Consider the following 22,316-nt stretch of genomic DNA (forward strand, 5'->3'; position numbering starts at 1 on the left):
GTGCCGCGCTGCTGATCGGCGCCTGCGTCAGCGCCGTCTGGATCGCCGGCAGCGCCCTGCATGCCCCGCCCGCGCTGATCTGGGCCGGCGCGCTGGTACTGTCCACGGTTTCCTGCTGGGCCGTCGGCGTGCTGCCGGAGCCCACGGCCACGCTGCTGTTCTTCCTGTCCGCCGTGGTCTTCCATATCGCGCCGCCAACGGTGGTGTTCTCCGGATTCACGTCGACGGCATGGTGGCTGATGTTCGGCGGCGCCGTGACTGGCGTGGCCCTGCGCAGCACCGGCCTGGCGCTGCGGCTGGCGGACATCATCTTCCACAAGCGGGTGGGCACTTACCCCCAGGTGATCACCACGGTGGCGCTGAGCGCGGTGGGTCTGGCGTTCCTGATGCCCTCCACCACGGGCCGCGTGCTGCTGCTGATGCCGATCGTGCTGGCGCTGGCCGACCGGCTGGGCTTTGCCGCCGGATCGAACGGCCGCATCGGCATGGTGATGACCGTCGCCGCGGCCAGCTACATGCCGCCCACCACCATCCTGCCGGCCAATATCCCGAATAGCGTGCTGCTGGGTGCGGCCAGTTCGCTCTATCACATCAACCTCAGCTACGGCAGCTACCTGCTGCTGCATTTCCCGGTGCTGGGCGCGCTGAAGACCGTGGTGCTGATCTGGGTGATCTGCAAGCTGTTTCCGGAAAACGGCCCGATGCCGGCCCAGCCGCCCGCCATGCAGACCGCGATGGGTGCGCAGGAGCGCGTGCTGGCCGTCATCCTGGCGCTGGCGGTGGCCGGGTTCGCCACCGATGCGTGGCATGGCATCTCGCCGGCCTGGATTTCGCTGGCCGCGTGCATCGTCTGCCTGCTGCCCGGTATCGGCCTGGTGTCGCCCAAGGCGCTGACCGAGCAGGTTCACCTGGTGCCGCTGATCTACGTGGCCGGCTTTCTGGGGCTCGGGGCGGTGGTGGAATCCACGGGGCTGGGCAGCGCCATCAGTGCCGGGCTGCTGCATGTGCTGCCGCTGACGCCGGGCCATACGGCGGCCAACGTGGGCACCATCGGGGCCATGGGCGCGGTACTGGGCATGATGTCGACGCTGCCCGCGCTGCCCGCCGTGCTCACGCCGCTGGCACGCGACCTGGCCAATGCCACGGGGCTGCCGCTGGAATCGGTGCTGATGCTGCAGGTGCCGGTGTTCTCGACGGTGTTCTTCCCCTACCAGTCACCGCCGATCGTGATCGCGATGCAGCTTGGCGGCGTGGGCTTGCGCCACGGCACACGGCTTTGCCTGACCATGGCGGCCATCACGCTCGTGGTGCTGCTGCCGCTGGATTACTTCTGGTGGAAGCTGCTGGGCTACCTGCCCTGACTGGCCGGACGCGGCACAGGCTGCCGCGCGCCGGGCTACCAATCGAGCTTCTCCAGCAACGCATCGCGCACGGCACGCGGCTCGATGTGCAGATCCATGTCGTAGGCTCCCAGCAGCGCCAGCAACTGCGCCACGCTGATGGTCTCCGGATTCAGTTCCATATGGGAGATGCGGCTCTGGCTGATGGCCAGCCGTGCGGCGGCGTCGGCCTGGGTCAGGCCGGCGATCTTGCGCGCGCCCTGGAGCACCTGCCCCAGTTGATCGCTGCTGGTAATGGTGACTCTGGCGGACATCTCGGTCTACCCGGCAGTAAATACATCTGGAATCTATCAATTTCCACCAGCAATTGACAAATTCTTCGTCATTGACGAATGCGCGGATGGCGTCATTACCCATGGGGTGGGTAGATGGCGGGCTGGCCGTTGCCAAAAACAAACGCCCCGGCCAAATCCGGCCTGGCGGGCGGGAGCGTCAGCGCAGGTAATCGCGGAAGCGCGAGCGGATTTCCTCGACGTTGGCAAGCGTGCCGGTCAGGTGGTCACGCAGCGCGGTCTCGGCCGCGGCCAGATTGCCATCGGCAATCGCGTCGACAATCGCCGTATGGTCGCGCAGCACCGCGTTGGCCTTGCCCGGAATGGGCAGGTGCAGCCGGCGCAAGCGGTCCAGATGCCCGCTCTGGCGGCGTACCAGCCCGAACAGGTCGGGCACGGCGGCGGCCTCGTAGAGCTGCCGATGGAAATACTGGTCGTTGGCGGTGAACTCGGCCAGATCGTCGAGTTCGAGCATCCGCTGCTGGCGCGCCACCGTGGCGCGCAGGCGTTCCACCAGAGCCGGATCGGGCGCGCCCGCCAGGGTCCGGACGATTTCCACCTCCACCGAGCGGCGCAGGAAATGCGCCTGCCGCGCCAACGCCACATCGATACGGCTGACGCGGGTGGCGTGCTGCGGAAACACATCGACCAGCCCCTCTTCGGCCAGCCGCATCAGCGCATCGCGCACGGGCGTCTGGCTGATGCCGTACTGCAGCGCCAGTTCGGGGCGCGACAGCACCGTGCCCGGCGGCAGCGCCATCGAGATGATCTGGTCCCGCATATGCTCGAACACCTGCGGCGCCGCCTGGCGCGTACGGTCGAACTGGAACTGCGCGGAAGGGTTGGGTAGCGTGGCGGCCATGCGTAAATGACTGGAATGTTCGGCGCGATTCTAGCCGAAGCGCCGCGGAAATCCCCGCGTTGACGTACTAATATATTAGTGCTTTAATTCCCAAAACCCCAGTCGTCGTACAACTAGGCGACTGGCAGGATTCAAAGGTGGAGACAACGATGACGGCACAAAAAAAGACGCCGGACCAGCTGCGCAGCGCGCGCTGGTTCGCGCCCGACGACCTGCGCTCGTCCGGGCATCGCTCGCGGATCATGCAGATGGGCTACGCACCCGATGAATGGATGGGCAAGCCGCTCGTCGCCATCATCAACACGTGGTCCGACATCAACCCCTGCCACTCGCACTTCAAACAGCGCGTGGAAGACGTGAAGCGCGGCATCCTGCAGGCCGGTGGCTTTCCCGTGGAGCTACCGGCCATTTCCTTGTCCGAAAGCTCGGTCAAGCCGACCACCATGCTCTATCGGAACCTGCTCGCCATCGAGACCGAGGAGCTGATCCGTTCGCATCCGATCGACGGCGCCGTGCTGATGGGCGGCTGCGACAAGACCACGCCTGGCCTGCTGATGGGCGCCACCAGCGCTGGCGTGCCGGCCATCTACGTGCCCGCCGGCCCGATGCTGCGTGGCAACTACAAGGGCCAGGTTCTTGGCTCTGGCTCCGACGCCTGGAAGTTCTGGGACGAGCGCCGCGCCGGCAATATCAGCAAGACCGAGTGGATCGGCATCGAGGGCGGCATTGCGCGCAGCCACGGCACCTGCATGACGATGGGCACGGCCAGCACCATGACCGCGATTGCCGAGGCCATCGGCATGACGCTGCCCGGTGCCTCGTCGATTCCGGCGGCCGACGCCAACCACATCCGCATGTGTTCCGAAGCAGGCCGGCGCATCGTCGGCATGGTCTGGGAAGACCTGACGCCAAAGCGCATCCAGACACGCGAGTCGTTCGAAAACGCGATTGCGGTAGCCATGGCGATGGGCTGCTCCACCAACGCCATCATCCATGTGATTGCGATGGCGCGTCGCGCCGGCCATGACATCGGCCTGGACGACTTCGACCGCATGAGCCGCCATGTACCCGTGATCGCCAACATCCGGCCCAGCGGCGACAAATACCTGATGGAGGACTTCTTCTACGCCGGGGGCCTGCCGGCGCTGATGAACCGCATCGGCGACAAGCTCCATCTCGACACGCCCACCGTCACGGGTCGCACGCTGGGCGAGAACATTGCCGGCGCCGAAGTCCACAACGACGACGTGATCCGCACCTGCGAGAACGCGCTGTACCAGGAAGGCGCACTGGCCGTGCTGCGCGGCAATATCGCGCCCGACGGCTGCGTGATCAAGCCCAGCGCCTGCGAGAAGCGCTTCTTCAAACATACCGGCCCGGCGCTGGTGTTCGACGACTATCCGTCGATGAAGGCCGCCGTCGAGAACGAGAACCTCGATGTCACGGCCGACCACATCCTGATCCTGCGCAACGCCGGCCCGCAGGGCGGCCCCGGCATGCCGGAGTGGGGCATGCTGCCGATTCCGAAAAAACTCGTGAAACAGGGCGTGCGCGACATGCTGCGCATGTCAGACGCGCGCATGAGCGGCACCAGCTATGGCGCCTGCATCCTGCACGTGGCGCCCGAGGCCTACATCGGCGGGCCGTTCGCGCTGGTGAAGACGGGCGACCTGATTTCGGTCGACATCGACCGGCGCAGCATCCACCTGGAGGTGTCCGACGAAGAACTGGCCGCGCGGCGCGCCGCATGGACGCCGCTGCCCCCGCGCTATGCGCGCGGCTACGGCTACATGTTCTCGCGCCACGTTCGCCAGGCCAACGACGGCTGCGACTTCGACTTCCTGCAAACCGACTTCGGCGAGCCCGTGGGCGAACCGAGCATCTACTGAGGCTACCCCCATGACCCCGCTCAGTTCCAGCCTGCGCAACGCGCTGAAGACCGTCAGCACCGCCACGATCTGTACCGCGCTGTTCAAGCGCGGCCTGCGCAACCAGTTCATCCAGGACGTGCGCCCGCTCAACCCTGACGCCGGCACGATGGTCGGCGAAGCATTCACGCTGCGCTATATCCCGGCCCGCGAAGACCTGAACCCCATCACCGTGTTCCAGGACCCGAACCATCCGCAGCGCCAGGCCATCGAGCAGTGCCCGCCCGGTGCCGTGCTGGTGATCGACAGCCGCAAGGACGCCCGTGCCGCATCGGCCGGATCGATCCTGGTCACGCGGCTGATGCAGCGCGGCGGCGCGGGCATCGTCACCGATGGCGGCTTCCGCGATTCGCCCGAGATCGCGCAGATGGCAATGCCCGCCTACCACCATCGTCCGTCGGCTCCCACCAACCTGACGCTGCACCAGGCGCTGGAATTCAACGTGCCGATCGGCTGCGGCGACGTGGCGGTGTTTCCGGGCGACGTGATGGTGGGCGATGCCGAAGGCGTGGTCGTCATTCCCTGGCACATCGCCGAGGAGATTGCCGCCGAAGCCGTGGAAATGACCGCGTTCGAAGACTTCGTGACCGAGGAAGTACGCAACGGCCGCTCGATCATCGGGCTCTATCCGCCAACCACCGAACAGGCGCGCGCGGATTTCGCCGCGTGGCGCAAGGCCAAGGGACGCTGACGCGATCGGCCCAGACCCACCTGCCTATAACAATTCCGGAGACAAACCCATGTTGAAGATTGCCCGCATCGCCGCCGCGGCCCTGGCCGTGACCGCTGCCTTTGGCGCCCACGCCCAGGGCGAATGGCCGACCAGGCCCGTTACCATCATCGTGCCGTTCACGCCCGGCGGCGGCACCGACATCGGCACGCGGCTCGTGGCACAGCGGCTGTCGCAGATCTGGAGCCAGCCGGTGGTGGTGGACAACCGCCCTGGCGCGGCCGGCAATGTCGGCCTGGAACTGACCGCGCGCGCCAAGCCCGATGGCTACACGCTGGTGGCTGGCAATGTCGGCACGCAGTCGATCAACCCGTTCCTGTACAAGAAGCTCAACTACAAGCCGGACAGCTTCGTGCCCGTGACGATGATGGCCGAGCTGCCGTTCGCGCTGGTGGTCACGCCGGGCCTGCCCGCCAAAACACCGAAGGAACTGGTGGCGCTGGCCAAGGCCAAGCCCGGCAAGCTCACGTTCGCCAGCTCGGGCACAGGCGGCTCGCCGCACCTGTCTGGCGAGATCTTCAAGGCCGCCACCGGCACCGACATGCTGCACGTGCCCTACAAGGGCGGCGGCGCGGCCATGACCGACCTGATGGCCGGAAACGTCGACATGCTGTTCGCGTCGATCCTGGAAACCACCGGCCACGTGAAGGCCGGCAAGCTGCGTGCGCTGGCCGTGACCGGCAGTGTGCGCTCGCCGTCGATGCCGGATGTGCCCACGCTGGCCGAGGCCGGCATCCAGAACGCCGAGTCCGGCTCGTGGGTGGGCCTGCTGGCGCCCGCCGGCACGCCGAAAGACATCGTCGACAAGATCGCGGCCGACGTGAAGAAGGTGGTCGCCATGCCCGAGGTCAAGAAGCAACTGATCGAACAGGGTGCGATTCCGGTAGGCAGCACGCCGCAGCAGTTTGCCGAGACCATCGCCAACGACCGCAAGCGTTACGCAAGGATCATCGCCGATAATCACCTGAGCGCCGACTGATCGCGCGCCCGGACATTTCCATAACAAAAGGACTCTTCTCGCATGAAACCCCGCCTCCTGCAGCATGGCCGGCTCCCGGAACAGACCGAAGCCCGTCTGGCCGAGCATTTCGACGTGCATCCCCTCTGGGCCGAAGGCGACCCCGCCGCGTATCTGGCGCAGCACGGTGGCGAGTTCGTGGCGATGACCACGCGCGCCGCCACCGGCGTTGACGCCGCGATGCTTGCCACGCTGCCGAACCTGCGCGTGATCTCCAGCTTTGGCGTCGGCCTGGACAAGCTGGACCTGGACACTGCCCGCGCGCGGGGCATTGCCGTGGGCTACACGCCCGACGTGCTCAACGACTGCGTGGCCGATACCGCGTTTGCGCTGCTGATGGACGCGGCGCGCCAGGTCAGCGCCGCCGACCGCCATGTGCGCCGTGGCGACTGGCTCAAGGGCCCGTATCCGCTGACCACGCGTGTCAGCGGCAAGCGTCTGGGCATCGTCGGCATGGGCCGCATCGGCCGGGTCATCGCCAAACGATCCACCGGCTTCGACATGGAAGTGCGCTACTTCGGCCGCAAGGCGCAGGATGGCGTGCCCCACGGCTTCGAGCCGTCGCTGCAGGCACTGGCCGAATGGGCCGACTTCCTGGTGATCGCGGCATCGGGCGGCCCCGAGACGCGCCACCTGGTGTCTGCCGATGTGCTGAAGGCGCTGGGTCCGCAGGGCTACCTGATCAATATCGCGCGCGGCACCGTGGTCGACGAAGCGGCGCTGGTCGATGCCCTGACGCACAAGCGTATTGCCGGTGCCGGCCTGGACGTGTTCGAGCATGAGCCGAAGGTGCCCGAAGCGCTGTTCGGCCTGGATAACGTCGTGCTGCTGCCGCACGTTGCCAGCGGCACGCACGAGACCCGCGCGGCAATGGCCGGGCTGGTGTTCGACAACCTGGAGAGCTTCTTCGCCACCGGCGCGGTCCTGAAGTCGGCCATCTGAGGCGCGGCAGCCCGGCGGCTGCCGTCAAAAAAGCGTAGCCGGGTCGACACAGAGCGGAAATACTGCCGCCCACGGCCCGGCGCTACACTGGACATCTCATTTCCTGATGGAAGATGCGATGTCCGCAAATTCTTCGCAGCCGCCATCCACCTCGCGCCGCCGGCATCTGCTGGCCGCCCTCGGCGGCGCCGGACTGGTCACGCTGTCGCGCCCGGCATCTGCCGGCGCGCAGGCCTTGCCCACCGCCACCCCGCTCCCGTTGACGGCACAGACCACCGAGGGGCCGTTCTACTTCGATGCAGGCAAGGTCCGCCAGGACATTACCGAGGGACAGTCGGGCGTGCCGCTCGATATCCGCTTTACGGTGGTCGATGTGCACGGCCGGCCCATGGCCGGCAAGCGCGTGGATCTGTGGCACTGCAACGCCGCGGGCGTGTACTCGGGCTATGCCGGCCAGTTCGACGATCACGGCCAGCGGGTGTCCACCAAAGGCCAGACCTACCTGCGCGGCAGCCAGCCTGTGGGCGCCGATGGCGTGGCCGCGTTCCGCACCATCTATCCGGGCTGGTATGAAGGCCGCGCCACGCACCTGCACATGAAGGTGATCGACGGGCGCCGCACGCTGCTGACCACGCAGTGCTTTCTGCCCGATGCGCTCAACGAGTACCTGTACACGCAGCTGCCGGCCTACCGCCGCAAGCGGCTGCGCGAGACGCTGAACAGCAACGACGGCATCGCGCTGCGGGCCGGCGACACGGTATTTGGCGCCGTGCGCGAGGCAAAGGACCGCTATATCGCCACGCTGATGCTGGTGGTGGACCCGGCAGTGACGGCGCCCCGCGAATCGTTCCCGCCCGGCCCGCCGGGATCGCCGGGATCACCGGGATCAGCAGATGGCCCCCCGATGGGATCTCCCCCCGGATCTCCGCCGGGCCACGGCCCGCATGCGGCGCTGGACGGCGACGCGCGCGTGGCCGCCATGGTGCCAGGCATCAAGTCCTAGCAGCCCCGGCCGCTTCAGCGGCCTGCTGGCACCGTGCCGTCGTCGGGCATGTCCAGCTCGATCACCAGCCCGCCTGGCAGCGATACAAAAATCTGCAGCGTGTTGTCCGCCGGCACGCGGGCCACGCGGAACGGCCACGGGCCGTCACGCAATTGGGTGATGACCGGCGCCGCCGGCCCGTCGCTGCGAAACGCGATATGGCCCAGCTGCAGTGCGCCCGACCCCGCATCGAGCCCGGTGTCGTCCACGGCGTGGATCACGGCCTGATCGCCGGCATATAGCCACGCGCCCGGAAACGGGAACGGCGGCCGGTAGCCCGGCTGCAGGCCCATGACGCCGCCAAAGAAGTCTTCCAGCACCTTGTGACTGCCGGCGGAGAGGTTCAGGTGGTCGAAGCGCCAGGTCGGGCGCGCCGCGTCGGTATCTTTCATGGTGGCTCCTGTGAATCCGTGGCATGTCGGGCTTGCGCCACTGCGACGACGCTCCCCAACCCTCCATCGGGATGAATTCGGGCGTAGGCGAATATCCCTTACCCTGTGGTCAGGGCCATGTTGCCGCTGGGGCAGCCCCCGCCATGTCGTCGTTGGAAATTGCAAAAACAGTCTCAAAGTATCAGACATGAGCGGCCATTGTTAGCTATGCTCCCCAGAGCAGGCGCGTGATTTTGTGGTGCAGCAACGCAAGACCCCACTCCAGGTATCAGGCAACAACTGTCAACACTGTCAAATCCGGTTTGTGAATGGGACGGCGCGCACAGCGCCGTGGGCGCCCTCCGCGGCGCACTCTCCTGAGGGCTCCCGATGCAGCGCAGCTGGTTCCTGGTTGTGACGATCGCGCTGGCGACGATGGCCACGCTGTTCCCGGTGGGGATCGGCGTGTTCATGGCCCAGCTCGAAGCCAGCCGGCGCGAATCCGAGCAATTGAGCGTGTTCGCCGACGCGGCCGTCACGCGCGCCGAAACGGTCATGACCCAGGCACTCAACGCGCTGCAGGACCTGGAATCGCTGCGCGAGGACCCCTGCTCGTCATCGCATCTGGTGGAGATGCGGCGCATCACCTATACCTATCGCCATATCCAGGACGCCGGCGCCTACCGGGGCGGCAAGCGGCTGTGCTCGGCCCTGCTGGGCGCCGTGCAGGCCGACCAGTTCATCCTGCCGCCGCCCGACTGGCGCACGCCCGACGGCCTGGACTACTGGTTCGACCAGCCCAACCCGTTTGCCGCGCCACGCCGCTCGATGCTGCTGGGTCGCAATGGCAGTTATGTCGGGCTCGACCCGCAGACCTTTGTCGACGTGGTGGACCGCGAATCGCGCATGCTGGCCGCCGTGCAGACCGACGCCGGACGCATCTTCGCGGCGTCGCAGGGTGCGAATCTTGCGCGGCTGCAACGCGCCTATGCCGATCACGCCTACGGATCGGGCGGCGATGCCGCGAGCGACGACGACGCGTCGATCGTCCTGCGCAAGTCGCGCACGATGCCGCTGGCGGTGGTGGTGCTGGCGCCGCGTGCGGCGCTGCTGACCAACTGGAAGGCGCTGCTGGTCGGGGGCCTGGGGGTTGGCCTGGCGGCCGGCGTGCCGCTAGGCCTCCTGGTCTGGCGCCGCGCCACGCGCCGCTTCAGCCTGGAAGGCGAGTTGCGCGGGGCGGTGCGGCGCCACGAGATGGCCGTCCACTACCAGCCCATCGTCTCGCTGGCCGACAACCAGTGCGTGGGCGTCGAGGCGCTGGTCCGCTGGCGCCGGCACGGCCGGCTGGTGCGCCCCAACCTGTTCATCCCGATGGCGGAGAACGCCGGCCTGATCCAGCAGATCACCGACCAGGTGCTCGATATCGTGCTGGCCGAGCTTGGCACGCTGCTGCGCCGGCATCCGTCGTTCTACGTATCGATCAATGTCGGCGCCGAAGACCTGAAGAGCCGCCGCTTCCTGGGTGTGCTGACCGCGCGCCTGCGCGGCACCGGCATTTCGCCCGACCAGATCCGCATCGAGGCCACCGAGCGCGGCTTCCTGGAACCGGACGTGGCGCGCGACACGATCCAGGCATTCCGCGACGCGGGCCATCCGGTCTATATCGACGACTTCGGCACGGGGTACTCCAGCCTGTCGTACCTGCAGAGCTTCAAGGTCGACGCGCTGAAGATCGACAAGTCCTTTGTCGACACCATCGGCCAGGAGGCCGCGTCGAGCACCGTGGCGCCGCACATCATCGCCATGGCGCAGTCGCTGGGGCTGCAACTGGTGGCCGAAGGCATCGAGGACCGTGCCCAGGCCGATTTCCTGCGGGCGCAGGGCGTGGACTACGGCCAGGGCTGGCTGTTCGGCCGCCCGGTGCCGGCGGTGGAACTGGCGCAGGTGCTGGCGCGCGGCGTGGCCCCTGCGGCGGCCTAGACGCTAGAATCGGCAGACCATACCAATAACGATCGAGCCCCCTTCATGTCCCTGCCTGCCCTTTTCCTGACTGCCGCCGGCGTTGGCCTGGCCGTTGCCGCGCCGGTCGGCCCGATGGGGATGCTGTGCATTCGCCGCACCCTGACCGATGGCCCGCGCGCCGGGTTGTCGATCGGCTTTGGCATTGCCTGTGGCGATGCCGCGTATGGCCTGGTGGCCGCGCTGGGGCTGGTGGGGGTGTCGCAATTCATGCTGGCCTACGACAAGCCGCTGCATGTCGCCGCCGGTTTGTTCCTGCTCTACCTGGGACTGCGCACGTTCTTCCAGAAACCGACCGAACAGGTAGCCACGTTGCGCGGCAACGGGTCGGGGCTGCGTGCATTCGCCAGCGCCTTCCTGCTGACGCTGACCAACCCGCAGACCATCATCATGTTTGCCGCGTTGTTCGCCACGCTGGCGCCGCGCGGGCCGTTCTCGACGACCATCGCCATGACCACGGTGCTGGGGGTGTTCTGTGGATCGATCGCCTGGTGGTGCGTGCTGGTGGCGATGGTCACGGGGGCGCGCCATGCGCTGGGCACGCGACTGCGCCAGTGGATCGACAGGGTGGTCGGGCTGGCGCTGGCGGCGTTCGGGGTATCGGAAATCCGCCGCGCGATGTAAGGGCGCGGCGGCGGCCCCAGATTCGGGCCCCAGACTCGGCCGGATCCGGCTTATTCGGCCTTTGCGCCAGAATCCTTCGCCACCTTGGTCCACTTGGTGGTTTCGGTCTTGATGAAGCCCGCCAGCTGTTGCGGCGTCATGTCGCCGGCGGTCACGCCCTGTTCGTCGAATCGCTTCTGCACGTCGGGCTGCTTCAGCACCCTGGCGAGTTCGGCGCTCATGCGCTGGCGGACTGCCTCGGGCGTGCCATGCGGGGCCATCAGCGCGTACCAGGTGGTCACTTCGTAGCCAGGCACGCCGCTTTCCGCCACGGTCGGCACGCCCGGATAGGCGGCCGAGCGCTTGGCAGACGTCACCGCCAGCGCCTTGACCTTGCCGCTCTTGATATGCGGATTGGCCGACGGGCTGGTCTCGATCGCCATCTGGATCTGGCCCGCGATCAGGTCGGTCATCATCGGCGCGCCGCCCTTGTAGGGCACGTGCGCGATATCGGTGCCCGTGGACGCGCGGAACAGCTCGCCCGACAGGTGCTCGGTGCTGCCGATACCGGCCGAACCGTAGTTGACCTTGCCCGGATTGGCCTTGATATAGGCCACCAGTTCCTGCACGTTTTTGGCCGGAATCGACTGGTTCACGATCAGCACGTTCGGCGTCAGCGCCACCATGCCGATCGGTTCAAGGTCTTTCTGGAAGTCGTAGGGCAGCGTCTTGTAGATGCCGGGCGCCATCGTGTGCGCCACCGTCGCCAGCAGGAACGTGTAGCCGTCAGGATTGGCGCGCGCCACCAGCGCCCCGCCGATCGTGCCGCCGGCGCCGGGCCGGTTGTCGACCACCACCGGCTGGCCCAGCGCCTCGCCCAGCCGCTGGCCTACGGCACGCCCGATGATGTCGGTGGTGCCACCCGACGCGAACGGGACGACCAGCGTGATCGGCTTGGACGGCCATGCATCGGCGGCCAAGGCAGCAGTGGTAAAAGAGGCCGGGATGGCGGCAGCCAGGGCCATGGTGCCGAGCGCCTTCAGCGCGATGCGGCGCGGCATGCGTGGGATCATGCGAGTCTCCTGCGGGAATCGTTGGAATCGTTCGAATTCCCCGACTCTACGGGGCGTGCGTCGTGTGCGCCAGCCCCGACCCGGCAGACGGTGTTCAGGATTTGTGAAGGGTAGCCCCGGGCCACCGGCCTGCCGTCACCAGTTCGCGCGCCACCTGCTCCAGCACGCTGCGCGCCGCAAGCCCTGCGGGAGACAGTTCGTCGTCTGACAGGCTCACCAGCATGTTGGGGCGGCTCACCCCGGCATCGACAATCTCGATCAGCGTCAGCGGGTCGCCCAGATGGCGTGCCACGGCCGCGCCCGGCTGGATGGTGGCGCCGATACCGGCGCGCACGGCATCCATCAGCATCGCCAGGCCATCGATTTCGGCGACCACATTCAGTGGCCGCTGGTTGCGTGCAGATGCCGCATTGAGTACCGCGCGCAGCCCGTGGGCGCCGCTTGGCAGGATAAGCGGCAGGTCGCCGATGGCGTCCAGGTGCATTGTCTTCGCGTCCGGAAGGCCCGGCTGGTCCGGCCGGGCAATCACGAACAGGCGCTCTTCCAGCAGCGGCATGCTGCTCCAGCGCTGTCCCGGCTCCAGCTGGAACAGCACGGCAAGGTCGAGCTGCCGCGCCCCGATCATCGTCGCCAGGGCGCCGGAGAGGCTTTCCACCAGATGCATGCGGATATCGGGATAGCGGTCGCGCATCGCCAGCATGAACGCCGGCCCCAGCACGGCCAGCGTGCTGGGCGCCATGCCCACGCTGACATGGCCCGACAGCCGTGCCGTACGCGCCGCATGCGCCGCATCGTCGGCGTGGCGCAGTGCCAGCTGCGCCTGGCGCCAGAACGCCAGCCCGGCATCGGTAGGCACCACACCCGTGGACGTGCGCTGCAGCAGCCGTGTGGACAACTCGCTCTCCAGGCGACTGATCTGCTGGCTCAGCGCAGACGTGACCACGCCCAGCCGCTGGGCCGCCTGCCCCATGCTGCCAAGCTCCACCACGTGTACGAAGTAGCGCAGTTGCCGCAGTTCCATTTCCCCTCCCGGTCACGATCCGCCTGAATCTTCAGCCCGTATTGTGCCTGTGGCGCAACGGCATGTGCCATGTGACCCGGCAAGATGTGACGCCAGCTACGCGCGCCCGAATGCTTCGCGCAGTTTCTTCTTGGCCCGTTGCAGCGTGGCGCGCCGCGCTTCGGGCAGGTTGCGGCCGGCCCGGTTGATGTAGAAGTTCAGCATGGACATTGCGGACTGATACGGTGTGCCCTTGCGGCGCCGGCTGTGCGTGGCCGATTGTTTCAACGACTTCGCAATGGTTTCCGGCGAGTCCGACTTGAACACGTCGGGTTGCAGATCCATCGCGTCGCTGCTGTCCGTCACGCGCTGCGACCAGCGGCGTGCCTTGCGGCGCGACTTGCCGCTATGCGGCCGATGGCGCGTGGTCTTTGCCGGTGTTTTCGATGACTGGGCTGTCTTTGTCATGACGCATGGCTCCTGCACGATAGGTGCCCAGACCCAGCGACTTCCGTGCCACCCATGCATCGTGAATCGCGAAGGACACGGGACAACTGCCGGTTGACCGGGGGTCCGTCATGGATGACGATGTGGTGGTCGCCCCCAGGGGATGCCGTGGTGCCTGCACGAGAAGCCGGCAGCACCCCGCCCAGTCACCCGTTCAATCGACTGGCACATCCCGCGCTTGCAGCACGCTTGCATCACCTATCGCACTGCACTTTTCTTACTGGTTTACAACCTGGAGCCTTCCAGCATGCAAAGCCAATCCACGACTCCCTGGGCCATGTGGCCATTCCAGCCGTTCGCGTTTCCGCCGGCGGCCTTCCAGCCGTTTGCCACGTTCGACACCAAGCTGCTTGAGAACTGGCAGAAGATGATGGGCCTGAATGCCGACTTCTCGCGATCGATCGTCGAGGAAACCCAGTTCGACTGGGCATCGTGCTTCCTGCCCCAAGACCCCGAGGAGCTGTATGCGCGGCAGTGGACCAACCAGATGCCGATGATGTCGATTCCGATGCACTACATGAACGCCATGCTGGAGCTTGGCGCGGCCACCCAGCGTGCCTGGGCGGACGCCTGGGGCCACTGGCTCGGCATCCCCGTGCTGCTGCCGGCGATGCCCGTGATGCCCGACGTGACGGCAGTCGCCACGCCCGATGGCGATGTGGTCGACGTGCCGGCCGTTCATGTGCGCGAGACGTCGCGCGAGCGCAAGGAAAAGTCCCACTAGCACCTCCGGCAAACGTGCCGGCACCGGCATACCGTGTGCCGGCACGTTTCAGCGTCAGGGACTATCCTTGCAGAGACAGCAAACCCAGGCTTGCGTCATGCCGCCTGCCCGATGGCTTGATGGGCGCACTCGGGCGGGCCCCTGAATCGCGCCCCAATCTGGCGAGGCTCCCATGAGCAAGACAGTAATTTCCAGCCTGATCGTCGCGGCGGCAGCCATTGCCATGGCACCGCTGGCGCACGCGCAGAACAAGCAGTTCGATCCCTATTCGCAGGGAGCAAAGGCCGGCAAGGCCGATCCGTACACCGACGGCGCCAAGGCCGGCAAGTTCGATCCCTATACCGATGGCGCGAACAAGTCGACCCGCACTGACCTGGCACCATCGGCCAAGGCCGATCCGTACACCGACGGCGCCAAGTCGGACAAGTACAACCCCTATACCGATGGCGCACGCGTAGGCAAACCCGATCCGTACACCGACGGCGCCAAGACCAGCAAGCCCGATCCTTATACCGACGGCGCGAAGTCGAAGTAACGTCGAACCCGCGGGTTCGATCCGCCCGGCACGGCCGCAAGGCTGCGCCGGGCGTTTTGTTGTCTGCTCGTCGGTCCCTTCGGTCCCTTCAGTCGCGTCAGTCCGACGCCGCGCGCGCCGGTGCACCGTCCTTCAGCCAGGGCAGAAAGCCATGCAGGAAGCGCGACGCGGCGGGCATGAAATAGCTGCCGTGGTGATAGCAAGGATCGAGCGTGGTAACGATCCGCCGGCCGGGACCACTAGCCGCGTCGTCATAGAGCACTGACTGCCCGTCGACGGTATTCACCACCGACACCGCGCCCGGCGGCGTCACCAGATCGCCATGCCGGTGCCAGGTGGCATCGGTCAGGCTGATCCGTTCGAACAGGCCGTGACCCGCGTCGCCCACGCGCAGGCCTGAGTCGGCACCCGGTTCGCGCCACCACCAGAAATTGACTTCCCCCGGGCGCCACTGCACGTCGTCCAGCCAGAGATCGGCCCGGCTTTCGCCGAGGGCCACGACGAGCTTGCCCGCCGCCAGAAAGTCTGCAATGGCATCGCGTGCGGCAATCAGGTCTACCGGGTTCTGCCGGCTGGCAACGTAAAGGCAATCGACCTGTGCCAGGTCTGCGCGCGCCAGCGCCGGCGCATGGATGTTGTCATCGAAATACCGGCGCAGCGCCGGGTCGTTGAAGGTTGCGTGATGGTAATAAGTGCCACCGTCCACGAAAGCGATACGCATGCGCTACTCCCCTTGATTGCCGGGCAGCGCTGGCGCGCCGGCTTCGATCCAGTCCAACAGCTGCGGGCCAATGCGCGCCGCGCTGCTCGCATCGTCGAGATACATCCAGCAGGTGTTGCCGCCATGCATCAGGATCTGGCCGCCCGCGGGCCGCTGCCACACCCAGTCCAGGGGCGAGCCGTCCTCTTGCAGGCGATGCAGTACCACGGCACCCGGCGGCGCCGGATTGGCGCCCCGGCCATAGAAGCCGGCCACGGCGCGCCGGAAACTCAGGTCGTCGCAAGACACCCCGTCGAACACCGGATGCGCATGCACCCGCTCGACGATCAGGTCCTTGACGCTGCGCCCCGCCGCCACGCGATAGGGCGCCAGTTCGTCAAAGATCGGATAGACCAGATGACCGTTGAACACCAGCGTGCCGCCAGCGTCCAGATGCGTGCGCAGCACGGCGCGGTGGTCCATCAACGTGCGTTGATCGATATGCGCTTCGATCAGGATGGCTCGCCGGCCCAGGAAGTCGGCGTCGCAAAGGTTGCGCAGCGAGCGGGACACCATGCCGCGCGCCTGCAGCAGCGCGGTGAACGCCGGCAGCTCATGAGAGATGGCACGGACGTGCAGGACATTGTTCATAGCGATGATTCCTGAATCTCCATCAGCGGTTTTGAAAATACCGGCACAGCCGTGCCAGCGTCGGGAAGTCCTTTCAGCCGCACGCGGCGCACCGGCACGCGGTACAGGCGTGACAAGGCGGCCTCGTCCATGATCTGGTCGGGCGGCCCGAAGGCGTGCGTGCCATCGGCGAACAGCAGCGACGCATGGCTGGCGAACTCCAGCGCATGCTGGGGCGCATGCGTGCTGAACACGACCGTCATGCCGTCGGCGGCGAGTTCGGCCAGCAGTTGCAGCGTCAGCGCCTGGTTGTGCCAGTCCATGGCCGCGCAGGGCTCGTCCAGCAGCAGCACATCCGCATTGGCCGCCAGCGCGCGCGCCAGTACGATCAACTGGCGCTCGCCGCCCGACAGCGAGAGAAAGGTGCGCCCTGCCAGATGCGTGGCCTCTACCCGCGCAAGCGCGTCGCGGGCGGCGGCATAGTCGGCACGGCCCGGTGCCCGCAGCAGCGAAACGCCACCGGCGCGGCCCAGCAGCACCATCTCCAGCACGCTCATGGGCAAGGCCGGATGCACTTCCTGCGGCACGAAACCCATGCGGCCCACCCGCCCAACCTGTCCGACGGACGGCGCCAGCTGGCCGGCAAGGATCTTCAGCAGCGTCGACTTGCCCGCCCCATTGGCGCCCATCAACGCGCACAGCGCGCCGCGGGGCAGCTGCAGGCGCACGTCACGCAGCACGGTGTGCGCGCCATAGCAATGGCCGATGCCATCGCCCTGCAAAACGATGTCAGCCATTGGCGGCGCCTCCGAGCCTGCGGATCAGGAGGGCAAACACCGGTGCCCCCAGCAGGGCAGTCAATGCCCCCAGCGGAATTTCCATCTGCGTAAGCGTGCGCGCCAGCGTGTCGACAAGAATCAGGTAACCCGCACCGGCCAGCACGGTATGGAGCAGGAAGCGCCGGTGGTCGCCGCCGCAGCTCATGCGCACCAGGTGCGGCACCACCAGCCCAACCCAGCCCACCACGCCACATACGGCCACGCTGGACGCCGTGATGACGCCAACCGCCAGCAGCGCCAGCACCCGCACGCGCGCCACCGGCACGCCCAGGCTGCGCGCATCGGCCTCGCCAACCGCCAGCGCCATCAGATGAAAGCGCAGTCCATACAGCAGCAACAGGCCCAGTCCGATACATGGCAACGCCAGCAGCAGCCGTGGATAGTCGGCGGCCGCAAGGCTGCCCATCAGCCAGAAGATGATGGCCGGCAGCTGGTTCTGCGGATCGGCCATCAGCTTGATCAGCGACACGCCGGAGGCAAACACCGCATTGACCACAATGCCCGCCAGTACCAGCAGCACCGTGCCACCGCCGTGCGCTGCCTGCCCATGGCGTGCGCCCGCGAGCCAGTACACCGCGAACAGCGACAACATGCCCCACAGCAGCGCGCTGGCAACCAGCGGCCAGCCGTCGCCGACAATCAGCAACGCCAGCACGCCGCCAAACGCCGCGCCCGACGACACGCCCAGCAGTTGCGGCTCGGCCAGCGGATTGCGGAACAGCGCCTGAAGCGCCGCACCGGCACCGGCCAGCCCGGCACCCACCAGCGCCGCCAGCAGCACGCGCGGCAGGCGCACGCCTTGCACCACGCTCTCCTGCATCGGGCTCCAGTCGCCCTGGCCCAGCAGCGGGGCCGACAGAATGCGCAGCACCGTGCCGGGATCGATCGCGTAGCGGCCCGCAGCCAACGCAAACAAGGCGATGAGTGGCAGTGCCGCCAGCAGCAGCACAGTGGCAAGCGGACGGGTCGGCGTCATGGCTTCCCTCCCGCCCCGAACAGCACCCGGTAGTGCGCACTGGCGCCGTTGGCATCCAGCTTCAGCAGGTCGTCGGTATCGCGCTCGCTCAGGCGATAGTCGTAGAGCATGCGGTAGGCCTCGGCGATACGTGGCCGCACGCCCGGCTCGGCCCGTTGCGGATGGAACAGGCTGAACAGCCAGTCCAGCGTCAACGGGGTTTCCTGGCTGGGCGGGTCCCATCGAAATCCGCCGTGCGGATAGCTGTAGATGCGGCGCTCGCGCACTGCCGCCAGGCCACGAAGCCGCACGTCGGCGTACAGGTCGGCCGGTGCCAGCCCCGGCTCGAAGTTGTTGAGCAGCACGATCTGCGGGTCCCACGCCAGCAACTGCTCGACATCCACCTGGGCAAAGCCCGCGACACCGGCCGCAACATTGACGCCGCCTGCCAGGCGGATATCGCCGTCCATGCTGGTGCCCTTGCCGGCCGCGCGCAGGCCAGACCGCGCCCGTTGCAGGTAGAGCACGCGCGGGCGCTCCGCCGCCGGCATCGCGGCAGCACGTTTGGCGATGGCCTCGCGGGTGGTCTCGAACCAGCGCGCCAGGCTTTCGCCCCGCTCGGCCTTGCCCAGGCCCGCGCCAACCAGCCGCAGCCAGCCGGCGGCCACGCTGCTGTCGCCGTAGCGCAGCGTGATCACCGGCAGGCCGATGTCACGGATCGGGCGAACAATGTCGTCGCCACGATCGCCCCACTGGAACACCAGGTCTGCCTTTGCGGCCGCCAGCGCCTCGACGTTGGGCACGAACCCCTCCCCGGCGATCTGGGCCGGCATGCGCGCCGCGTCGGGAAACATGCGTCCGAGCATGCCCAGTTCGAAGTCGGCCCGACTGGCCGCGTGCATACCCACCAGCCGGCTGGCACCGCCATCCACCGCCATGACCATCGAGGCGATCGGAATCGGGATCGCCGCCACGCGCTCCACGCGGGCCGGGATGGCAACGCGGCGTCCGGTCTGGTCCTCGACCTCGGTCGCACTGACGGCTGGCGCCGTCGACAACAGGAAAAGGGGCGCCAGCAGCAGGGCCGGCCATCCGGATGTCAGGCCGCGCATCAGTACACCGCCGTCAGCTTGAGCACCACGGCCCTGCCGGGCTCCACCAGCGGATTGCCCACCAGCGTGTTCGGATAGGAAAGGTTTTCCGTCACCGTGGGATTGCGCCCCACCTGGTTGAACACGTTTTCCACGCCTGCCAGCAACTTCCAGTCGCGCCATCCATCGCCGAGCACGCGGTTCACATCGAGCCCGAAGAACAGGTCGACCATGGCGTAACCGGCCGTCCGGCGCTCCTGCGTCGCATCGATCTGGCTCTTGGCCTTGAATGCGCGCACCACGCTCTCGCCATACCATCCAGCCCCCTCGTAGCGCAGCGACGCGTTGGCGGTGAGCGGCGCGACGTACGGCAGCGGCTGGCCGTTCACGTCGTTGCGGGCATGGGTATAGGCTGCCGACGCGCCCACGCTCCAGCGCGGGGTGACCTGCGTGCGTCCCTCGACCTCGACACCCTTGATGGTGGCCTTGCCAATGTTCTGGCGTTGGTACAGGTTGGCGCCGATCCGTTGCAGCGTGATCAGGTCCGTGTACTTGCTCTGGTACGCGGTCAGCCGCGTCCATCCGCGTTCGCCGAACCAGCGCACGCCCACTTCGGCTGTCAGGTTGGTCTCGGGCTTCAGGTCCGGCGACGGCAGCGTGGGCTGGGTGCCGGCGATGCTGGAGATCGTCAGGTTCATGCCGGACGGTGCGCGGAAGCCCCGGCTCAGGTTGCCCACCAGCTGCCAGTTGGGCACGAACTCGTAGATCGCCCCGATGCCACCGGTCACGGCATAGTGGCGTGGGTGGGTCTTGTCGGCGTAGGCCTGGGTCAGCCTGGCGGCTTCGCCTGCATAGCTGTCGCCAATTCGGATATCTACGATGTCACCGCGCAGCGAGCCGGAAAGCGTCCATTTTTCGCTGATATGCCAGTTGTCATTGACGAACAGCCCCACGTTGGTCTGGTCGGCGCTGCGCTCCATCTGGCGCCATCCGGTGTCCGCCACCAGCGCGCCGGTGCTGTTTCGGTACCGCTGCACGCTGTTCACGCGGCCATCGAAGCTCTCGTTGAAGAAATCGCCACCAAAACTGAGGGAATGCTCGCCCAGCTGCTTCATGGCGGTCAGATGGCCACCCCACACAGTGGGCGTGTAGACCTTGATGTGGTTGTAGGCGGTGACCGCCGGCGAAGTGCTGTTGCGCTGGTAGATATCGGTATCGAAATCGCGCACGTAGAGACTGGCATCCACGCTGTCGGCCACGGCGCCGAAGTTGCGGCCCTGATAGGCCACGCGCACGTTGCGCTCGATGATCGGGTCCTCGCGCACGCTGAGCCACGGCTCGCCGGGGGCCGCACCCAGTCCGCCGGCCCGCTTGCTGACCACGCGTGCATAGCGCCCCGACAGCTCCCAGCGCGAATCGGCGTTGGGCCGGAATCCCACGGCAAGGTCCGCGCCCGTCGAGCTGAAACCGCTGTTGAGGGCATCGCCGATCGGCGTGGCATAGTCACCGGCGTCGCGGTGGTTGATACCGAACATCACGTCGAAGCCGTTGCCGCCGCCCAGCAGTTCGACGCGCCCCCCCACCATGTTGTTCACGCTGTTCCATTCCAGCGCGCGCAGCTTTGGCTGCAGCGTGAAGGGCTGGTCGGGGTCCACCCTGGCGCGCCGCGTCACGACGTTGACCACCCCGTTCAGGGCGTCGGAGCCATACAGCGCTGACGCCGGCCCGCGGATCACCTCGATACGCTCGATCGCGTTGGGATCGATCATGTTGTATTCGAGCGTGGTGCGGCCGCGATAGCGGTCACCGTCGATAGCCATGATCGAGCGGCCGGAATTGGAGTTGAAGCCGCGCATCACGATCTGTCCGCCCAACCCGCCGGTACGCGCGAATGCGATGCCCGGCACGTCCGCCAGCAGCCCCTGGATGCCGCCGCTGCCCACGCGCTCGCGCACCTGTTCGCCGGTGATGACGGTGACCGCGCGCGGCGTTTCCTCAACGGTACTGGCCGTGCGCGTGGCGCTGACTGTCACACTTTCCAGCTCATGGACCTGCCCGGCCACCGATGCCACCCCCAGGCACGGCCACCCCAGCGCCAAGACCCCACCCGTCGAGCCAATCAGCCAGATTCGCCGGCAGGACGCAAATTTACGAACCACGATGTTTTCCCCGATCAAGGATCACCCGCTTGCGAGGGTGATCTATCTATTGCAAATGATTATCATTTGCGAATTATTCGTGAGTGGGGTCGAATCACCAATGAGAAATGTCAAGACAGCCAGCGCGGGGATGGCCGAAGCACGGGCGATGTTGTCCACCCATCCGGTGCTGCATCCGCACGCCGTGAGCGAGCACCTGCTGGCGCGGGCATCGATCCGCCATCTGCAAAAAGGGGAGTACGTGTTCCGGCAGGACCAGCCGGCCGACTACTGGTACGTGGTGGTGCAGGGACGCGTCGACACGCTGCGCATGGGCATCGACGGAGAAGACCGGATCATTCACCACGTGCAGGCGGGCCAGTTGCTGGCGGCCATCGTGATGTTCCTGCAACAGCCCCGGTATCCCGTGGAAGCCCGCGCGGCCGTGGACAGCACGCTATGCCGGATCACGCGGGCAGCCCTCCATCGGGCGTGCCTGGATTACCCGGCCCTCGCCATGGGTATGCTGCAACTGGCCGCCCAGACGGTGACGCTGCGCATCGACGATGTCGATACCCTGGCCAGCACCACCGCCCAGCAGCGCCTGGCCGCCTATCTGCTGCGGCTCGGCACGGTGGACGGGCCGCATGTGGAGCTGCCGGTGAGCCAGCGGCAACTGGCGGCCAGGCTGGGCGTGCGCGCCGAGACGCTGAACCGGCTGCTGTCCGAATGGCAACGGCTGGGCTACCTTGCCGGGAAGGGCCGGCACTGGCATGTCGTGGCCCGCGCGGCGCTGGAAGCGCTGGCACACGGCACGCGCGACCGGTGACGGCGAGCCGCGGCGCGCGACGCGCAAAAGAAAAAACCCCGCGGGCGCTTGCACGCCTGCGGGGTTCATCGGCCTTCGGTCTGTTCCCCGCGCGTTGTGGCCGCGGGG

23 protein-coding genes are annotated in these 22,316 nt (G+C 67.1%); 11 read left to right on the forward strand and 12 right to left on the reverse strand.

The window, feature by feature from the left end:
- Positions 1–1,361, forward strand: a 1,361-nt coding sequence (locus A9J21_RS28730; RefSeq protein WP_066742005.1) for an SLC13 family permease, incomplete at its 5' end; no start/stop codon positions are given.
- Positions 1,362–1,396: 35 nt separating this feature from the next.
- On the opposite strand, the gene A9J21_RS28735 is transcribed toward A9J21_RS28730, so the two are convergent.
- Together A9J21_RS28735 and A9J21_RS28740 are read right to left on the reverse strand one after the other, a co-directional pair.
- Complete coding sequence (locus A9J21_RS28735; protein ID WP_066742008.1) at positions 1,397–1,654, reverse strand: helix-turn-helix domain-containing protein; 258 nt, start codon at positions 1,652–1,654, stop codon at positions 1,397–1,399.
- Between the two features lie 178 nt (positions 1,655–1,832).
- Entirely contained in the window at positions 1,833–2,534 is a 702-nt protein-coding gene (locus tag A9J21_RS28740; RefSeq protein WP_066742012.1) for a GntR family transcriptional regulator, read from the reverse strand.
- Positions 2,535–2,683: 149 nt separating this feature from the next.
- On the opposite strand from A9J21_RS28740, the gene araD reads away from it, so the two are divergent.
- From araD to A9J21_RS28765, 5 genes are all read left to right on the forward strand, one after another.
- On the forward strand, positions 2,684–4,423 hold the full coding sequence (gene araD, locus A9J21_RS28745) for an L-arabinonate dehydratase (RefSeq protein ID WP_066742014.1): 1,740 nt from the start codon (positions 2,684–2,686) through the stop codon (positions 4,421–4,423).
- A 10-nt stretch (positions 4,424–4,433) separates the two neighbouring features.
- Positions 4,434–5,153, forward strand: a complete 720-nt coding sequence (locus A9J21_RS28750; RefSeq protein WP_066742017.1) for a ribonuclease activity regulator RraA — start codon at positions 4,434–4,436, stop codon at positions 5,151–5,153.
- A 49-nt stretch (positions 5,154–5,202) separates the two neighbouring features.
- On the forward strand, positions 5,203–6,171 hold the full coding sequence (locus A9J21_RS28755) for a tripartite tricarboxylate transporter substrate binding protein (RefSeq protein ID WP_066742020.1): 969 nt from the start codon (positions 5,203–5,205) through the stop codon (positions 6,169–6,171).
- A 42-nt stretch (positions 6,172–6,213) separates the two neighbouring features.
- Positions 6,214–7,152 (forward strand): 2-hydroxyacid dehydrogenase, encoded by a 939-nt coding sequence (locus tag A9J21_RS28760; protein ID WP_066742023.1) that lies wholly within the window; start codon positions 6,214–6,216, stop codon positions 7,150–7,152.
- A gap of 118 nt (positions 7,153–7,270) precedes the next feature.
- Entirely contained in the window at positions 7,271–8,155 is an 885-nt protein-coding gene (locus A9J21_RS28765) for an intradiol ring-cleavage dioxygenase (protein WP_066742113.1), read from the forward strand.
- A 14-nt stretch (positions 8,156–8,169) separates the two neighbouring features.
- Here A9J21_RS28765 and A9J21_RS28770 read toward each other — a convergent pair whose 3' ends face one another.
- Positions 8,170–8,586 carry a hypothetical protein gene (locus A9J21_RS28770; protein WP_066742027.1) on the reverse strand — a complete coding sequence of 139 codons (417 nt, stop codon included), beginning with the start codon at positions 8,584–8,586 and terminating at the stop codon, positions 8,170–8,172.
- Positions 8,587–8,955: 369 nt separating this feature from the next.
- On the opposite strand from A9J21_RS28770, the gene A9J21_RS28775 reads away from it, so the two are divergent.
- Positions 8,956–10,545, forward strand: coding sequence for an EAL domain-containing protein (locus A9J21_RS28775; protein ID WP_066742030.1), 1,590 nt, complete (start codon positions 8,956–8,958; stop codon positions 10,543–10,545).
- 45 nt (positions 10,546–10,590) lie between these two features.
- A complete protein-coding gene (locus A9J21_RS28780; protein WP_066742033.1) occupies positions 10,591–11,208 on the forward strand; it encodes a LysE family translocator in 618 nt (205 codons plus the stop codon).
- Between the two features lie 50 nt (positions 11,209–11,258).
- On the opposite strand, the gene A9J21_RS28785 is transcribed toward A9J21_RS28780, so the two are convergent.
- The 3 genes from A9J21_RS28785 to A9J21_RS28795 form a co-directional block, all read right to left on the reverse strand.
- A complete protein-coding gene (locus A9J21_RS28785; protein WP_156546299.1) occupies positions 11,259–12,260 on the reverse strand; it encodes a tripartite tricarboxylate transporter substrate-binding protein in 1,002 nt (333 codons plus the stop codon).
- Positions 12,261–12,354: 94 nt separating this feature from the next.
- The gene (locus tag A9J21_RS28790) at positions 12,355–13,281 is read right to left on the reverse strand and encodes a LysR substrate-binding domain-containing protein (protein ID WP_066742044.1); all 927 of its coding nucleotides are present in this window, start codon (positions 13,279–13,281) and stop codon (positions 12,355–12,357) included.
- 96 nt (positions 13,282–13,377) lie between these two features.
- On the reverse strand, positions 13,378–13,728 hold the full coding sequence (locus tag A9J21_RS28795) for a DUF3175 domain-containing protein (RefSeq protein WP_066742046.1): 351 nt from the start codon (positions 13,726–13,728) through the stop codon (positions 13,378–13,380).
- A gap of 286 nt (positions 13,729–14,014) precedes the next feature.
- On the opposite strand from A9J21_RS28795, the gene A9J21_RS28800 reads away from it, so the two are divergent.
- Positions 14,015–14,491, forward strand: a complete 477-nt coding sequence (locus A9J21_RS28800) for a phasin family protein (RefSeq protein WP_066742048.1) — start codon at positions 14,015–14,017, stop codon at positions 14,489–14,491.
- Positions 14,492–14,663: 172 nt separating this feature from the next.
- Positions 14,664–15,026, forward strand: coding sequence for a hypothetical protein (locus A9J21_RS28805; RefSeq protein WP_066742050.1), 363 nt, complete (start codon positions 14,664–14,666; stop codon positions 15,024–15,026).
- Positions 15,027–15,123: 97 nt separating this feature from the next.
- On the opposite strand, the gene A9J21_RS28810 is transcribed toward A9J21_RS28805, so the two are convergent.
- The 6 genes from A9J21_RS28810 to A9J21_RS28835 are packed head-to-tail and all read right to left on the reverse strand — an operon-like array spanning position 15,124 to position 21,400.
- Positions 15,124–15,747, reverse strand: a complete 624-nt coding sequence (locus A9J21_RS28810) for a hypothetical protein (RefSeq protein ID WP_066742053.1) — start codon at positions 15,745–15,747, stop codon at positions 15,124–15,126.
- Between the two features lie 3 nt (positions 15,748–15,750).
- The gene (locus A9J21_RS28815; RefSeq protein ID WP_066742055.1) at positions 15,751–16,377 is read right to left on the reverse strand and encodes a hypothetical protein; all 627 of its coding nucleotides are present in this window, start codon (positions 16,375–16,377) and stop codon (positions 15,751–15,753) included.
- Entirely contained in the window at positions 16,374–17,153 is a 780-nt protein-coding gene (locus A9J21_RS28820) for an ABC transporter ATP-binding protein (protein ID WP_066742057.1), read from the reverse strand. Before A9J21_RS28820 ends, A9J21_RS28815 begins: the two co-directional genes overlap by 4 nt.
- Complete coding sequence (locus A9J21_RS28825; RefSeq protein WP_066742061.1) at positions 17,146–18,171, reverse strand: iron ABC transporter permease; 1,026 nt, start codon at positions 18,169–18,171, stop codon at positions 17,146–17,148. The genes A9J21_RS28820 and A9J21_RS28825 overlap by 8 nt, the downstream gene beginning before the upstream one ends.
- A complete protein-coding gene (locus tag A9J21_RS28830; RefSeq protein WP_066742064.1) occupies positions 18,168–19,262 on the reverse strand; it encodes an ABC transporter substrate-binding protein in 1,095 nt (364 codons plus the stop codon). The genes A9J21_RS28825 and A9J21_RS28830 overlap by 4 nt, the downstream gene beginning before the upstream one ends.
- The gene (locus tag A9J21_RS28835; RefSeq protein WP_197497589.1) at positions 19,262–21,400 is read right to left on the reverse strand and encodes a TonB-dependent receptor; all 2,139 of its coding nucleotides are present in this window, start codon (positions 21,398–21,400) and stop codon (positions 19,262–19,264) included. Before A9J21_RS28835 ends, A9J21_RS28830 begins: the two co-directional genes overlap by 1 nt.
- Before the next feature lie 100 nt (positions 21,401–21,500).
- Here A9J21_RS28835 and A9J21_RS28840 point away from each other — a divergent pair, with 100 nt between their 5' ends.
- Positions 21,501–22,208, forward strand: coding sequence for a Crp/Fnr family transcriptional regulator (locus tag A9J21_RS28840; protein WP_197497590.1), 708 nt, complete (start codon positions 21,501–21,503; stop codon positions 22,206–22,208).
- Positions 22,209–22,316: the final 108 nt, after the last annotated feature.

The organism is Cupriavidus sp. D384 (genome assembly GCF_001652915.1).
In the GTDB taxonomy this organism is placed as follows: Bacteria; Pseudomonadota; Gammaproteobacteria; order Burkholderiales; family Burkholderiaceae; genus Cupriavidus.

Coding starts and splice junctions, on each gene's coding strand:
- A9J21_RS28775 (WP_066742030.1), top strand. CDS start 8,956: ATGCAGCGCAGCTGGTTCCTGGTTGTGACGATCGCGCTGGCGACGATG.
- A9J21_RS28805 (WP_066742050.1), top strand. CDS start 14,664: ATGAGCAAGACAGTAATTTCCAGCCTGATCGTCGCGGCGGCAGCCATT.
- A9J21_RS28820 (WP_066742057.1), bottom strand. CDS start 17,153: ATGGCTGACATCGTTTTGCAGGGCGATGGCATCGGCCATTGCTATGGC.
- A9J21_RS28770 (WP_066742027.1), bottom strand. CDS start 8,586: ATGAAAGATACCGACGCGGCGCGCCCGACCTGGCGCTTCGACCACCTG.
- A9J21_RS28815 (WP_066742055.1), bottom strand. CDS start 16,377: ATGAACAATGTCCTGCACGTCCGTGCCATCTCTCATGAGCTGCCGGCG.
- A9J21_RS28810 (WP_066742053.1), bottom strand. CDS start 15,747: ATGCGTATCGCTTTCGTGGACGGTGGCACTTATTACCATCACGCAACC.
- A9J21_RS28840 (WP_197497590.1), top strand. CDS start 21,501: ATGAGAAATGTCAAGACAGCCAGCGCGGGGATGGCCGAAGCACGGGCG.
- A9J21_RS28800 (WP_066742048.1), top strand. CDS start 14,015: ATGCAAAGCCAATCCACGACTCCCTGGGCCATGTGGCCATTCCAGCCG.
- A9J21_RS28780 (WP_066742033.1), top strand. CDS start 10,591: ATGTCCCTGCCTGCCCTTTTCCTGACTGCCGCCGGCGTTGGCCTGGCC.
- A9J21_RS28790 (WP_066742044.1), bottom strand. CDS start 13,281: ATGGAACTGCGGCAACTGCGCTACTTCGTACACGTGGTGGAGCTTGGC.
- A9J21_RS28825 (WP_066742061.1), bottom strand. CDS start 18,171: ATGACGCCGACCCGTCCGCTTGCCACTGTGCTGCTGCTGGCGGCACTG.
- A9J21_RS28830 (WP_066742064.1), bottom strand. CDS start 19,262: ATGCGCGGCCTGACATCCGGATGGCCGGCCCTGCTGCTGGCGCCCCTT.
- A9J21_RS28740 (WP_066742012.1), bottom strand. CDS start 2,534: ATGGCCGCCACGCTACCCAACCCTTCCGCGCAGTTCCAGTTCGACCGT.
- A9J21_RS28755 (WP_066742020.1), top strand. CDS start 5,203: ATGTTGAAGATTGCCCGCATCGCCGCCGCGGCCCTGGCCGTGACCGCT.
- A9J21_RS28735 (WP_066742008.1), bottom strand. CDS start 1,654: ATGTCCGCCAGAGTCACCATTACCAGCAGCGATCAACTGGGGCAGGTG.
- A9J21_RS28750 (WP_066742017.1), top strand. CDS start 4,434: ATGACCCCGCTCAGTTCCAGCCTGCGCAACGCGCTGAAGACCGTCAGC.
- A9J21_RS28795 (WP_066742046.1), bottom strand. CDS start 13,728: ATGACAAAGACAGCCCAGTCATCGAAAACACCGGCAAAGACCACGCGC.
- A9J21_RS28785 (WP_156546299.1), bottom strand. CDS start 12,260: ATGATCCCACGCATGCCGCGCCGCATCGCGCTGAAGGCGCTCGGCACC.
- A9J21_RS28760 (WP_066742023.1), top strand. CDS start 6,214: ATGAAACCCCGCCTCCTGCAGCATGGCCGGCTCCCGGAACAGACCGAA.
- araD (WP_066742014.1), top strand. CDS start 2,684: ATGACGGCACAAAAAAAGACGCCGGACCAGCTGCGCAGCGCGCGCTGG.
- A9J21_RS28765 (WP_066742113.1), top strand. CDS start 7,271: ATGTCCGCAAATTCTTCGCAGCCGCCATCCACCTCGCGCCGCCGGCAT.